We start from the raw sequence: 13,665 nt of genomic DNA, 5'->3' as shown, positions 1-13,665 counted from the left end.
CCACATGACGAAAGAGAGCCGCGGCATACAGTCGATCGAGGTCGGTGGAGAGCTGCTCCGCGCGCTCGCCCGCAGCGGCGAACCGATGATGCTGCGCGACCTTGCGCGCGAAGCCGGCATGCCCCCGGCCAAGGCGCATCCCTATCTGGTGAGCTTCTCCCGCATCGGTCTGATCGAGCAGGACGAGACCACCGGCCGTTATGAGATCGGCGCACTTGCGCTCGAACTCGGCCTGATCAGTCTGCGCCGGCTTTCGGCCGTGCGCATCGCGACACCGCGGATCGCCACCCTCGCCGACAGCATCAATCATGCCGTATCGCTGTCGGTCTGGGGCACCCACGGCCCGACCGTGGTGCGGCTCGAGGAGCCGAGCCATCCCGTGCATATCGCGATGCGCGTCGGATCGGTGGTGGCGCTGCTTGAGACCGCGACCGGCCGGGCATTCGCCGCCTTCATGCCGCCGAACGCGGTCAAGACCGCGCTCGAAAGCGGCCTCGATCGCCTTGGCGTCGGCTACAATCCCAAGCGTGCACCGGCAAGCGCGAAGACGACAGAGATGCTTGCCGAGGTCCGCAGCCGCGGGCTCGCGCGTGCGATCGGCGACCCGTTGCCGGGCGTCAACGCATTCGCCGCGCCGGTGTTCGATCACGCCGGCCACGTCGCGCTGGTCATCACGGCGATGGGGCCGGAGGGCACCTTCGACGTCAGTTGGGACAGCACGATTGCAGCCGCGCTGCGCAACTGTGCGAGCGATATATCGAGGCAGCTCGGGCACGGCACGGTGCGGGCCTCGGAGTGACGCTGAATAACGGATGGATGGAGCAGCGCTCCTGCCACTGATTTACCCGACGAGACTGGGCAAGAATGGCAACTAAGGGGCTGGGGCGGCTCGGAAAGCACTGACGACGAGCGACAGCGAGATTTTGGCGCGGAAGGGCCGCAAAGCAAGCCGAATGGCGCGCAGAGTGGCCGCAAGGAGGTTTGCGCCGGCAATGCGCGTCTTTTCTGCAAGGTACGCGACGAAGCGGTCGAAGCCGAGAATGCTGAGCACGCGGGTGAAGTTGTAGCAAAGCGCCATCAGGCTCCATTCGCCGCGGACCTTGTCGAAGCCGCGCACGAGAAAGTGCTGATAGCCGGCGCGGCATTTGAGTGTTCCGAAAGGGTGCTCGACGATGGCGGAACGGCGGCGCATCAATGTGGCAGCCTCGGCGCTTTGCATCCTCATGCGGTGACGTTCGAGAACGTCCTCGTGTTCCCAGCGCGCGATGCTCCGGTAAGGCGCCTTCGGGGCAAGACACCGCGCGCTCAGGGGACATGCTGCGCAGGCCGCCTTGCGCGCCAGGTAGCGGATCTCGATGCGGCCGCTCGTGTTCGTCCAGCGCCCTTCCGTCGGGCGCAGCAGCTCGCCGGCCGGGCAACGGTAGGCATCGGCGTTCGCATCGTAACTGAAGTCCTTGCGGCTGAGGCGGCCTTCCTTGAGCTTGCCATTGCCCTCGTGCAGCGGCACATAGGCAACAATGCCGTCATCCTCGCAGGCCTTCAGGTCCTCGCTGGTGGAATAGCCGGCATCGGCCGCCACCTGCAGAGTCTCGACGTCGAGGGCCTCTTTTGCCGCCTTTGCCATCTCATGAAGATGGCCCGCGTCGTTGCGGTTGACGACCTCGCTGGCAACGATGAGCGTGTGCTTGTCGTCAACGACGCTCTGCACGTTGTAACCCGCAATGGTCTGGTCGCCCTTGCTCAGAAGCCTTGCGTCGGGATCGGTCTTCGAGAGTTGCCCCTTGTCGCTTGTCTCCAGGTTCTTGAGGTCGGCTTGCGCGCGCTCGCGCCGGGCCATCAGCTCCTTCACCTTCTCGCCGACATCGCCGCTGCCCTTGCTGCCATCTCCCGGACCGGCACATCGCTTGGCTTCCTCGGCATCGTTGGCTTCAAGGGCCTTGCCATAAGCCTCGATCTCCTTGTCCAACGCGGCGATCTGTTTGGCCAGCTTCCCTTGCGTGAAGATGCTGCCCTTGCTGGCGTTACCATGGAATAGCGCCCCGTCGATCGCAACGAAGGTCCCACCGATCAGGCCGAGGTCGCGCAGGAGCAGCACGAAACTGCGGTTCGCGGCCTTGAGCGCCGCCCAGTTCTCCTTGCGGAAGTTGGCGATCGTCCGATAGCCCGGCTTCATGTTCTTCAACAGCCAGATCAGCTCCAGATTGCGGCAGGCCTCCCGCTCCAACCGCCGCGACGACCTGATCTGGTTGATGTAGCCGTAAAGGTAGAGCTTCAGCAGATCGGCCGGATCGTAGGGCGGCTGCCCCACTTCGTCCGCGGCACGATCCGCATGGCGGAAGCCGAGCTTTGAAAGGTCGAGCGCGCCAACGAAACTGTCGATCGCCCGCACCGGATTCTGCTGTCCGACATAGTCCTCAATCCGGGGAGGAAGAAGACTGGGTTGCTCCCGGCTGTCGCCGGCCTTGAACGTCCGATTCGCCATGCGCCGAATCGTACATCAACTCCAAAAAATGCCGAGTTCTTGCCCAGCCTCGACGGGGCAAGCCTCCGCTGCAAAAGTATTTCTGTTTATCAGAAACACAACTCAGTGCTATAGATCCACCATCTCACCCGATTGAGGGGCGCGTCGCGATCGTCACGAGTGTTGCGGTGAGATGCGGTGGATGCTGATCGCATGACTGACGAGCATGCGTGACACGGACGGTGAAGTCGTGTGGTCTCGACGCCCCAGTGGCAGGTGTCTCCTCGCAAGACGCTCGGCGTCTTTGCGAAGACGGTGACAAAAAAGCCAAGTCTCGCCGGGGAGAGCACGAAGTAAGCCGTAAACCATCGCGCAGGGAAAGCCGGAGTGTTTCCGGTTCCACCTGTGGTCCTACCTCCCGTGCTTTCCATTTGCTCGGGACGCATAGGTGCGATCGGCACCCGGCTTTCCCTGCGCCCTCTGATAACTAGAGGGCGAAACGAGATGCAGAACTCGAACAGATCGTGTCGCGAGAATGCGGACGTACGTCATACACCGTCGTCATGCCCCGCGCATGTGGGGCATCCAGTAAGCCGCGGATTCTCGATTATTGTCAGAGAGCTTCTTCAGCTCGGGAAACTGCTCGACCGGAATCACCGGCGTGTTCGGCACTGCCGACCCCGCATACATCAGCACGTTGTAAGGCGCGAGATAGGTCGAGTGATCGCCGAGCTGGCGCGCGAACCGCAGCTGTTGCTTGCCGCGGAAGTGCACATAGAGCGTGGAAGCCGCCAGCACGTAGAGAATAACGAGCTGCGGCGCAAAGAGCTGTCTCAACATGATCCGTCTATGATCGCGGCCCTCCGACGCCGTCCATTCCCCTCGCCCTGTCCCGCAACAGCCGATCCGGCTGGCCGGTGGCCCAGGACAGACGGAGGATCAGAGCACATCGCGTCCGCGAAATTCCCCTTGTTTCATAGCGAGTTGGCTCAACGTCAGGATCCGGCACCGAACCGGAAGCGTGGCCGAGGCGCCGTCCCAGCCCGCTCTTGTAAGCGTTCGCTCACCAATTGTGAAGCGTCGCGTCCGTCCCGCATGCTGACGCGTCATTCCAGGGAGCCGCCTCAAGGTGCGGGCCCGACACCCATAACAATTTCTCCGCGGATAGATGTTTGCGAAATCACCCAAGCAAGCGTGCAGCAGGGGCGCTACGGGCGCGCTGGTTGGCAGCGCTTGCCCATCGTTGATCAGACGTGGGAGACAGCGATCTCACACGAACTATTCGCTAGCGGCGAGATCGTACGCTGCAACTCAAGGCGCGCTGGAATTATACTAGTCCTGTCGGCGACAACTATGGGCAATCAACAATCGTGAAATTATCCTCATAGATGAGCACGCTCAATGCTAACCATCCAGCAAAGATCCCAAATACTACAAGGAACGTTCTGAGCCAATTCATCATAGCTAGATTCTAAGTTCCCCCTCTTGTGGTCTGAAAGGCGGATCAATAGCGATAATGGTCCGACTTGTACGGGCCTTCCGGCTTGACGCCGATGTAATCGGCTTGGTCCTTGCGCAGCTCGGTCAGCTTGACGCCGATCTTGGCGAGGTGCAGGCGGGCGACCTTCTCGTCCAGCGTCTTCGGCAGCACGTAGACCTTCTTCTCGTACCTGCCGTCCATGTTGTTGGCGAACAGCTCGATCTGCGCCAGCGTCTGGTTGGTGAACGAGGCCGACATCACGAAGGACGGATGGCCCATCGCGTTGCCGAGGTTCACCAGGCGTCCCTCCGACAGCAGGATGATGCGGTGCTTGTCGGGGAATTCGATCTCGTCGACCTGCGGCTTGATGTTGGTCCACTTCAGATTGCGCAAGCTGGCGATCTGGATCTCGTTGTCGAAGTGACCGATGTTGCAGACGATGGCGCGATCCTTCATCGCGCGCATGTGCTCGATGGTGATGATGTCCTTGTTGCCGGTCGCGGTGACGAAGATGTCGGCGCGGGGAGCTGCGTCTTCCATCGTCACGACTTCATAGCCCTCCATCGCCGCCTGCAGCGCACAGATCGGATCGACCTCGGAGACCATGACGCGGCAGCCGGCCTGGCGCAGCGAGGCGGCCGAGCCCTTGCCGACGTCGCCGAAGCCCGCGACCATCGCGACCTTGCCCGACAGCATCACGTCGGTGCCGCGGCGGATGCCGTCGACCAGCGACTCGCGGCAGCCATAGAGGTTGTCGAACTTCGACTTGGTGACGCTGTCGTTGACGTTGATCGCCGGGAACAGCAGCGTGCCCTTGTTGGCCATCTCGTACAGGCGGTGCACGCCCGTGGTGGTCTCTTCCGAGACGCCCTTGATGTTCTTGGCGATCTCGGCGAACCAGCCCTTTGGCTTCTCCTTCAGGAGGCGCTTGATCAGCGCGTAGAAGATCTCCTCTTCCTCCGAGGTCGGCTTGTCGAGGAAGGCAGTGTCGCCCTGCTCGGCGCGATAGCCCGCATGCACCAGCATGGTGGCGTCACCGCCATCATCGAGGATCATGTTGGGCGTGCCGCCGCCGTGCCAATCGAACAGCTTGGCAGTGTAGTCCCAGTATTCGGTCAGCGTCTCGCCCTTCACGGCGAACACGGGAATGCCGGCGGCCGCGATCGCGGCAGCCGCGTGATCCTGCGTGGAATAGATGTTGCAGGAGACCCAGCGGATATCGGCGCCGAGCGCGGCCAGCGTCTCGATCAAGACCGCGGTCTGGATCGTCATGTGCAGGGAGCCCGCGATGCGCGCGCCCTTCAGCGGCTGCTTCGGGCCAAATTCCTCGCGGGTCGCCATCAGGCCGGGCATCTCGGTCTCGGCGAGCGAGATCTCCTTGCGGCCGAAGTCGGCGAGCGAAATGTCCTTGACGATGTAGTCGGTGGAGCCTGGCTTCGTGGGGGCGTTCATGAGAGCTTCCTGTTGTTGAGCTCGTCATTCCGGGGCGCCGCGCAGCGGCGAACCCGGAATCTCGAATTGAGGATTAAGGATTCCGGGTTCGCTGCTCGCGCGAGCGCCCCGGAATGACGCGAGATTTAGAGCGCGCGCTTGAGCTGCTCGACGAGATCGGTCTTCTCCCAGGAGAAGCCGCCTTCATTGTCCGGCGTGCGGCCGAAATGGCCGTAGGCCGAGGTGCGGGCGTAGATCGGGCGGTTGAGATCGAGATGGGTGCGGATGCCGCGCGGCGTCAGATCCATCGCCTGCGCCGCCGCCTTCTCGAGCTGGTCCTCCGGCACCTTACCGGTGCCGTGGGTGTCGATGTAGATCGACAGCGGACGCGCCACGCCGATCGCGTAGGCGAGCTGCAGCGTGCAGCGATCGGCGAGACCGGCCGCGACGATGTTCTTGGCGACATAGCGTGCGGCATAGGCAGCCGAGCGGTCGACCTTGGTCGGGTCCTTGCCGGAGAACGCGCCGCCGCCATGCGGAGCCGCGCCGCCATAGGTGTCGACGATGATCTTGCGGCCGGTCAGGCCGGAGTCGCCGTCGGGACCGCCGATAAAGAACTTGCCGGTCGGGTTGATGTGCCAGATCGTCTTGCCGTTGATCCAGTCCTTCGGCAGCGCCTCACGGACATAGGGCTCGACGATGTCGCGAACCTGGTTCGACGTCAGGTCTTCGACCAGATGCTGGTGCGAGACCACGATCTCGCGGACGCCGACCGGCTTGCCGTTCTCGTACTGCACCGTGACCTGGCTCTTGGAATCGGGACCCAGCACCTTCTCGCGTCCGGAGTGACGCGCTTCGGAGATCAGCCGCAGGATCTTGTGGGCGTAGAAGATCGGCGCCGGCATCAGGTCCGGGGTCTCGTTGGTGGCGTAGCCGAACATGATGCCCTGGTCGCCGGCACCCTCTTCCTGGTTGGAGGGCTGCTTGCCGTCGACGCCCTGGGCGATGTCGGCCGACTGCGGATGCAGCAGGATCTCGATGTCGCAGGTCTTCCAGTGGAAGCCTTCCTGCTCGTAGCCGATGTCCTTGATCGCGCCGCGAACGACGCTCTCGATGAGGTCGTTGGTGACCGAACTCGGGCCGCGGGTTTCGCCGGCGATCACCACCTTGTTGGTCGTCGCGAGAGTCTCGCAAGCCGCGCGGATCTGCCAGGGGTCGATGCCCGCCTTGGGCCCCTCGCGATAGAACAGGTCGACGATCTCATCCGAAATGCGATCGCAGACCTTGTCGGGATGACCTTCCGAGACCGACTCGCTGGTGAACAGATAGGACGCGCGCATCAAGCAAACCCCTTGTTTCGTCGGACGCCGACGTTCGTTGGTGAATATGTCCCCGGAATGTCAGTCTCGTCGTCGCGAGATGACGTAGGATTCGTCGTAAAACCACAGCCCGTTGTGTTTGCGGAGAACTTCGCGCGTGGCCTCGAGAGCTCGTCCGTTTTCGGTCGTTTCGGTCAACCGGTCATCTTCGATCTGCGCGACATACACTGCCGCATTCCACGCTGCAAAGGCCGTCGAGGTTCCGATCGAGCCGGTCACCTCGTTGGGCAGCGCTTCCATATCATATCGGAAAATCGAACGGTTATCGGCGTAAGCGTTGAAGTTCAGCTCGCGGCCGACCGACCCCAACTCGTATTTCACCGCGCGCAATATCTCATGACGGCTGACGGCGAAAGGATTTTCTCCGGGCCAAACGGCTTGAATGATTTCAAGCCCGGGATCGCCTCCATGGGAGTGGATTCCTATCAGCCGCCCGCCGCCGCGCAACGCCCGGGCCAGCGGGGCGATGATCCGCTTGGCGCGGAAATTCACAGACGATTTGGCCCGGTAGGGCTGGGAGGCGATCACGAGATCGAAATTGGCCTCGGTCCGGCCGGCCCGGGGGATGATCGAATCGAGCAGGAACCGGTGATCGTCCCGGTACAGCACCAGGGCAACCGGCCGCTCGTAGATCGGCATGGCGGTCCGGGGGCTGACCATGGCCCGCCAGTTCTGCTCAAGAAACGGGCCGAGTTCCGCGATCTGGGCCTCAAACTCACCCGACGAGGCCCCGCGCAGGGGAACCTCGTGCCAGATCATGCTCGCGGCGGCCGTGTTCGACCGCGGCGTCAGCCAGGGCGCCTCGGCGTAGTACATGTTGGTGAAGACGAACACGCTCGCCGGATGCTCGAACAGGCGATCCGGCACCTTGTCCAGGGTGAGGCGGACATCCTCGACGCTCAGCTCCTTCCCGGCAACGTAGAACGGCATGTGGGGGAAGCGGCCGTGCATCGCCCGCAGCACCCGCGCCAGCACCGTGCCGTCGCCCATGCCTGCGTCAAACACCCGCAGCGCCGGCGGCCGCGGATGGATCGCGGACAATTCCAGCGCGACCCGGTCGGCGATCACCCGCTTCTCGCTGCAGGTGTGGACGAACAGCAGATATCGCTGGCGGTTCTCGAAGAAGCGGAAATTGCCCCGCGGATCCCGCTTCTCCGGCGGCACGACCAAGCCGCGCGGCGGCGCCACGCCGCCCGGCGTCGACGTCGCGATGAAGGCGTTGATGCGGTCGAGCGTATCGATGGTAATGCGCTTGCCCTCGCGCAACCGGTGCACCAGCTTGCCGTCGTTGACGGCCCGGCGGCCGAACGTCGTCTCCGCCATGTCGGAACGACGGCAGAAGTCCGTGATCTGGCCGAGGATTTCGTCGTTCTTCATGGAGCCAGGGGCCGTGGGCCGGTGGTTGGGACGATGGTGGGCAGAAATAGAGAGCGATTGTGCCCTAGCACGTTTTGCCCACCGATTGAACCCCTATCTGTGCACCGGTCACCAAACATGCGTGAACCGCCTCGCCATGGCTCGTCATGCACCCGCCACGCTGGATGACCGATGCGCCGCCTGCGCCTGATCCTCGCCCTTCTCGCCGCCGCGCTGTGGTCGGCGCCCTGCCTCGCCCAGGCCCGCTCGCAGCTCGGACCGCTCTGCACCACCGAGACCACGCCGGCCGAGCAGATGATCGACGCCTGCAGCAAGATCATCGCGCTGAAGGTGTTTTCCGGCGAGAAGCTCGCGACCATCTATCTATTTCTGGCGCGCAGTCGGCTGGAATAAGAAGGGCAACTATCCGCAGGTGATCGCTGACGCCACCGAGGCGATCCGCCTCAAGCCCAACGTCGCGATCTACAATCTGCGCGGCTCGGCCTATTACGACAAAGGCGAGTACGACATTGCGATCGCCGACTTCAACGACGCGCTCCGGATGGGGCCGCCGAGCGGTATTATCTTCCACAATCGCGGCAACGCCTGGCGCGCCAAGGGCGATTACGCCAGGGCGATCGCCGATTATGACACCGCGATCAAGGCCGGGCCGAAATCGGCCTTCTCCTATCAGTCGCGGCATTTGCAGGCAGGCGCTCGGCGATCTCGACGGCGCGCTGGCAGATATCAACGAGGCGATCCGCATCGACCCGTCGCTGCCGCAGCCCCTGACCAACCGCGCGGTGATCTGGCGCGCCAAGGGCGACGCCGACCGCGCGATCGCAGACACCACGGAGGCGATCCGGCTGGCGAAAGCGAAAGAGCCCGCCAACATCATGACGCCGCCGGGCAGCGTGCTGATCTCGGCCTACCCCCAGCGCGGCCTCGCCCATGAAGCCAAGCGCGACGGCGAGCACGCCAAGCAGGATTATGCCGCGGCCCTCGAAGGCCAGGCGTCGGATGCGGGCAGCAAGGCCAATCAGGCCACCGCCAAGGTGCGGCTGTCATTGCTGCAGGAGGCGGCCGCCGCGCCACGCAACACCGCCGCAGCGCCCGCCGCCGAGGCGAGCCAGGCCACCGGGCCGGCTCTCCTGGCGCGGCACCCGCCGCGCCCGCAGCGCAGGCCGCAGCAACTGGCCGGCGCGTCGCGCTGGTGATCGGCAACGGCGCCTACGCCCATGCGAAGGCGCTGCCCAATCCACCCAGCGATGCACGCGCGATCGCCAAGAGCTTGCGCGAGATCGGCTTCACCGTCTCCGAAGGCCTCGATCTCGATCGCGACGCAGAAGACGATCCACGGCTTCCTGCGCGAAGCGGCGCGGTCGCAGGTCGCCGTGGTCTACTACGCCGGTCATGGCGTGCAGGTCGACGGGCGCAACTATCTCGTGCCGATCGACATCGACTTCCGGGCAGGCGGCCGCATGACCGACGCGATGGTCGACATGGATACGATCATGGCCGGGCTCGACGACCAGATCCGCACCAACATCCTGATCCTCGATGCCTGCCGCAACAATCCGATGGCGCCGCAAGTTGCGTCCGCAGGCCCGAGTCGCGGCATTACGAGTGGATCCGGCCTTGCCGCGCCCGCTTCGCTCGGATCAGGTTCGACGCTCGGCGCCGGCACACTGATCGCGTTCGCGACCGCGCCGGGCCAGGTCGCACTCGACGGCGAAGGCGCCAACAGCCCGTTCTCGGCGGCGCTGTCGCGCCACATCGGCACGCCCGGCCTCGAGGTGCAGCAGATGTTGACGCGGGTCCGCGCCGAGGTCGTCGCCGCGACCAAGGGCAAGCAGGTGCCGTGGTCGAACTCCTCGCTGCTCGGCGAGGTCTATCTGGCGGAGAAATGACGGCGTGATCGCGTATCCGTCACTTGCCCCAAATTTCGTTGGCGACCTCGACGGCGAGCCGCAGCTTGGCCCACTGCTCTTCCTCGGAGAGGATGTTGCCTTCCTCGGTCGAGGCAAAGCCGCATTGCGGCGACACCGCGAGCTGCTCGAGCGGGGCGAACTTTGCTGCCTCGTCCAGCCGCCGCTTGATGTCATCCTTCTTCTCGAGCTCGCCGAACTTCGAGGTGATGACCCCGACCACCACGACCTTGTTGCCCTTCGGCAGGAAGCGCAGCGGCTCGAAGCCGCCGGCACGGTCGGAATCATATTCGAGGAAGTAGCCGTCATAGTTGGTGCCGGCCAGCATGGTCTCGGCGACCGGCTCGTAGCCGCCCGACGAAATCCAGGTCGAGCGGAAATTGCCGCGGCAAACATGAGTGGTGATCACCATATCGGACGGACGATCGGCGATCGCGTAGTTGATCACGCGAGCATAGATCTCCTGCAGGCCATCGGGATTGTCGCCGCGATCGCGCGACTTCTGCAACTCCTCCTGCGAGCACAGATAGGCCCACACCGTGTCGTCGAATTGCAGGTAGCGGCAGCCGGCGTCGTAGAACGCCTTCACTGCCTTGCGATAGGTCTTGCCGAGGTCCTGGAAGAACTCCTCGAGATCGGGATAGACCTCCCTCGAGATCAGCTTGCGGCCGCCACGGAAGTGCAGCACCGCCGGCGACGGGATCGTCATCTTCGGCGTGACATGCGCCTGGTCGGCGTATTTCTTCAGGAACCTGAAGTGATCGAGCATCGGGTGATGATCGGAGAAGTCGAGCTTGCCGATCACCCTGATGGCGTCGTGCCGGGTCTGCACGCCCGCGAACTGAATGCCCGTTTCCGGGTGGAACAGCTCGCAGCCGGTCAGGTGGCTGAGGAAATCGAAATGCCACCAGGAGCGGCGGAACTCACCGTCGGTCGCGAGCTTCAACCCGATCGAGGCCTGCTTGTGCACGACCTTCTCGATCTCCATGTCCTCGACCTTGCGCAGCTCGTCGGCCGAGATCTCGCCCTTTTCCCGCTTGGCGCGGGCCTCCTTGATCTTTGGCGGACGCAACAGGCTGCCGACCTCGTCGGCGCGGAACGGAGGCTTGGTTCGCTGCATGGTCAACTCCCGGACGTTTCTAATGTGCTTTGGCCCCGGAGACGCCGAGGTGGCGCTCAAGGACGGAGGGATCGGCTTTCAGCGCGCTGCTCGCGGCGTCGTGCACGATCGTGCCGCGTTCCAATATCACAACGCGGTCGGCGAGCCCCAGAATCTTTTGCGCATTCTGCTCGACGATGATCGAGCAGATGCCGCCCGAGCGCGTGATGGTTCCGATCGCCTTTAACAATTCCTCAACGATGATCGGCGCGAGGCCCTCGGTCGGCTCGTCGAGCAGCAGCACCTTCGGGTTCAGCGTCAGCGCGCGACAGATCGCGAGCATCTGCTGCTCGCCGCCGGAGAGCTGGTTGCCGAAATTGCCGCGCCGCTCCTTCAGCCGCGGAAACATCTCGTACACCCGCTCGACGGTCCACGACCCAGGCTGCGCCACCGCCGTCATGTTCTCTTCCACCGTCAGCGAGCGGAAGATGTTGCGCTCCTGCGGCACCCAGCCGATGCCGGCGCGGGCGCGCTGGTCCGGCCGCAGCGCCGTGATGTCATGGCCTGCGAGCGACACGCTGCCGCCGAAGCGGCGGGTGATGCCGACGATCGAATTGATCAGCGTGGTCTTGCCGGTGCCGTTGCGGCCGAGCAGCGCCAACACCTGGCCTTGCGCGAGGGTCAGCGACATGCCCGGCAGCACCACCGCCTCGCCATATCCGGCACGCAGGCTCTGGACGGAAAGAAGATCAGGCATCGGCCGCCTCGCCGAGATAGACCGCCCTCACCTGCGGATCGCGCGCGACCTCGTCGGGCGCACCTTCGGTGAGCAGCCCGCCATTGACCAGCACCGAGATGCGGTCGGCGAAAGAGAACACCAGGTCCATATCGTGCTCGATCAGCAGGACCGTGACGTCGCGCGGCAGCGCCGCGACCGCCGCCAGGATGTCGTGCCGCTCGCTTTCGGGCACGCCGGCGGCCGGCTCGTCGAGCAGCAGGACCCGCGGCTTGGCGGCGATCGCCACCGCGATCTCGAGCAGGCGCTGCTTGCCATAGGGCAGCGTCGAGGTCAGCTCGGTCATCACGTCGAGCAGGTGGAAGCGCGCGAGGATCTCGGTGATCTCGGCATTGAGATCATTGCGCGTGCCCATCCGCCGCCACCAGTCGCCGCCGCGGCCCATCCGTTCGGAGACGGCGAGCCCGATGGTTTCGAGCGGGGTGAGATCGGCATAGAGCTGGTTGATCTGGAAGGTGCGCGACAGGCCGCGCAGCACGCGCTTGTGCACGGAGAGAGCAGTGATGTCGTTGCCTTCGAGCAGGATGCGGCCGCTGTTCGGCCTGAGCACGCCGGTGAGCTGATTGATGACGGTGGTCTTGCCGGCGCCGTTCGGACCGATCAGGGCGTGGCGGGCGCCCCGCATCACCTTCAGCGAGAGATCGCGGGTGACGCGGAGCCCGCCGAACGATTTTTCCAGGCCCCGGGTTTCGAGCGCGATCGTCATGACGCATCACTCTCGGGAACGGTGACGACGGCCTTGCGGCCGGCGAACTGGCGGATGATCAGGTTCGGCACGAACAGCACCCAGCGGTGGAGGCGCGCGCGGCCGACCATCACGATCACGACCAGCACGAGACCGATCCAGAACAACCAGTATTGCGGGGTGATGCCCTGGAAGAACTCCTGCAGCATCTTGAATACGACGGCACCGATCAGACCGCCATAGAGATAGCCGGTGCCGCCGATGACGAGCACCAGCATCAGATCGGCGGAGCGCTCGAAGGCGAACACGTCGAGCGAGGCGAGCGCCGTGGTCTGGGTGAACAGCGCGCCGGCGATACCCGCATAGAACGCGGCGAGCGTGTAGACGGCAACCAGGCGGCGGTTGACCGGCACGCCGATCGCCGCCGCGCGCAGCGGATTGTTTCTGATCGCGCGCAGCGACAGGCCGAACGGCGAGTGCACGATGCGTCGGGCGAGCAGGAACAGGATAAACAGCACGATCAGCGAATAGAAAAAACCGGTCTTGCCGAACATGTCGAAGGCGAACAGCCCGAGGATCGGCTGCATCTCGATGCCCTGCAGCCCGTCGGTGCCGCCGGTGATGTCGGAGAAGCGTTCGGCGAGCGCTTCCAGCAGCAGCGCGATCCCGAGCGTCACCATCAGCCGCGTCAGGTCGACGCCGCGGATGACCAGGAAGCTGGTCAGGAAACCCAGCACCGCCGCAACGAGCCCGGCCGCGACGAGCGCGATGACGGGCTCGTTGATGATGCCATGCAGCGCCAGCAGCCCAGCCGAATAGGCGCCGACGCCGAAGAAGGCCGCATGCCCGAGCGACACGATGCCGGCGTAACCGAGGATGAGGTCGAGCGACAGCGCGAACAGCCCGAGCCGCACGATGTCGGTCATGATCAGATAGCGCGACGGGAACAGGAAGGCGCAGCCCAGCGCCAGACCCCAGAAGACCACCTCGCTGATCCGCCAGCGCGCGCTGGCGACTGCCTGAGAGGAAACGTCTGTCAGCGCGGTCATG

13 protein-coding genes and 2 pseudogenes are annotated in these 13,665 nt (G+C 64.3%); 6 read left to right on the top strand and 9 right to left on the bottom strand.

What is annotated here, in order from left to right:
* Positions 1 to 4 precede the first annotated feature (4 nt).
* Positions 5 to 799, top strand: coding sequence for an IclR family transcriptional regulator (locus tag MTX19_RS13060; RefSeq protein ID WP_280983950.1), 795 nt, complete (start codon positions 5 to 7; stop codon positions 797 to 799).
* Positions 800 to 871: 72 nt separating this feature from the next.
* Here the strand turns inward: MTX19_RS13060 and MTX19_RS13055 are convergent, their stop codons facing one another.
* The 5 genes and pseudogenes from MTX19_RS13055 to MTX19_RS13035 all read right to left on the bottom strand — a co-directional run bounded on the left by MTX19_RS13055 (position 872) and on the right by MTX19_RS13035 (position 8,128).
* A complete protein-coding gene (locus MTX19_RS13055) occupies positions 872 to 2,482 on the bottom strand; it encodes an IS1182 family transposase (RefSeq protein ID WP_280978673.1) in 1,611 nt (536 codons plus the stop codon).
* Between the two features lie 588 nt (positions 2,483 to 3,070).
* Positions 3,071 to 3,301 (bottom strand): annotated as a pseudogene (locus MTX19_RS13050) (lipid A hydroxylase LpxO); the annotation flags it as partial.
* 664 nt (positions 3,302 to 3,965) lie between these two features.
* Positions 3,966 to 5,393, bottom strand: a complete 1,428-nt coding sequence (gene ahcY / locus MTX19_RS13045) for an adenosylhomocysteinase (RefSeq protein ID WP_280983949.1) — start codon at positions 5,391 to 5,393, stop codon at positions 3,966 to 3,968.
* A 125-nt stretch (positions 5,394 to 5,518) separates the two neighbouring features.
* Positions 5,519 to 6,712: a methionine adenosyltransferase gene (gene metK, locus MTX19_RS13040; protein WP_280983948.1), complete on the bottom strand. Its 1,194-nt coding sequence runs from the start codon at positions 6,710 to 6,712 to the stop codon at positions 5,519 to 5,521.
* 60 nt (positions 6,713 to 6,772) lie between these two features.
* Complete coding sequence (locus tag MTX19_RS13035) at positions 6,773 to 8,128, bottom strand: hypothetical protein (RefSeq protein WP_280984776.1); 1,356 nt, start codon at positions 8,126 to 8,128, stop codon at positions 6,773 to 6,775.
* Positions 8,129 to 8,299: 171 nt separating this feature from the next.
* On the opposite strand from MTX19_RS13035, the gene MTX19_RS39240 reads away from it, so the two are divergent.
* From MTX19_RS39240 to MTX19_RS39220, 5 genes and pseudogenes are all read left to right on the top strand, one after another.
* Entirely contained in the window at positions 8,300 to 8,521 is a 222-nt protein-coding gene (locus MTX19_RS39240; RefSeq protein ID WP_348638285.1) for a hypothetical protein, read from the top strand.
* A 19-nt stretch (positions 8,522 to 8,540) separates the two neighbouring features.
* The gene (locus MTX19_RS39235) at positions 8,541 to 9,062 is read left to right on the top strand and encodes a tetratricopeptide repeat protein (RefSeq protein WP_348638284.1); all 522 of its coding nucleotides are present in this window, start codon (positions 8,541 to 8,543) and stop codon (positions 9,060 to 9,062) included.
* Positions 9,004 to 9,324, top strand: a complete 321-nt coding sequence (locus tag MTX19_RS39230) for a hypothetical protein (RefSeq protein WP_348638283.1) — start codon at positions 9,004 to 9,006, stop codon at positions 9,322 to 9,324. The genes MTX19_RS39235 and MTX19_RS39230 overlap by 59 nt, the downstream gene beginning before the upstream one ends.
* Positions 9,321 to 9,389, top strand: a pseudogene (locus tag MTX19_RS39225) (hypothetical protein); the annotation flags it as partial. The gene MTX19_RS39230 and the pseudogene MTX19_RS39225, both read left to right, overlap by 4 nt.
* The gene (locus tag MTX19_RS39220) at positions 9,376 to 10,017 is read left to right on the top strand and encodes a caspase family protein (RefSeq protein WP_348638282.1); all 642 of its coding nucleotides are present in this window, start codon (positions 9,376 to 9,378) and stop codon (positions 10,015 to 10,017) included. The pseudogene MTX19_RS39225 and the gene MTX19_RS39220, both read left to right, overlap by 14 nt.
* A gap of 19 nt (positions 10,018 to 10,036) precedes the next feature.
* On the opposite strand, the gene MTX19_RS13025 is transcribed toward MTX19_RS39220, so the two are convergent.
* Genes MTX19_RS13025 through MTX19_RS13010 form a run of 4 tightly spaced genes read right to left on the bottom strand, consistent with a single transcriptional unit; the run spans position 10,037 to position 13,664 of the window.
* Entirely contained in the window at positions 10,037 to 11,155 is a 1,119-nt protein-coding gene (locus MTX19_RS13025) for a cobalamin-independent methionine synthase II family protein (protein WP_280983947.1), read from the bottom strand.
* A gap of 19 nt (positions 11,156 to 11,174) precedes the next feature.
* The gene (locus tag MTX19_RS13020) at positions 11,175 to 11,891 is read right to left on the bottom strand and encodes an ABC transporter ATP-binding protein (protein ID WP_280983946.1); all 717 of its coding nucleotides are present in this window, start codon (positions 11,889 to 11,891) and stop codon (positions 11,175 to 11,177) included.
* Positions 11,884 to 12,636, bottom strand: a complete 753-nt coding sequence (locus MTX19_RS13015; protein ID WP_280983945.1) for an ABC transporter ATP-binding protein — start codon at positions 12,634 to 12,636, stop codon at positions 11,884 to 11,886. The genes MTX19_RS13020 and MTX19_RS13015 overlap by 8 nt, the downstream gene beginning before the upstream one ends.
* Positions 12,633 to 13,664 (bottom strand): branched-chain amino acid ABC transporter permease, encoded by a 1,032-nt coding sequence (locus tag MTX19_RS13010; RefSeq protein ID WP_280986006.1) that lies wholly within the window; start codon positions 13,662 to 13,664, stop codon positions 12,633 to 12,635. The genes MTX19_RS13015 and MTX19_RS13010 overlap by 4 nt, the downstream gene beginning before the upstream one ends.
* Position 13,665: the final 1 nt, after the last annotated feature.

It is taken from the genome of Bradyrhizobium sp. ISRA464 (assembly GCF_029910095.1).
In the GTDB taxonomy this organism is placed as follows: domain Bacteria; phylum Pseudomonadota; class Alphaproteobacteria; order Rhizobiales; family Xanthobacteraceae; genus Bradyrhizobium.
The sequence above is the reverse complement of the archived record's forward strand: the minus strand, read 5'-3'. Positions and strand labels throughout refer to the sequence as shown.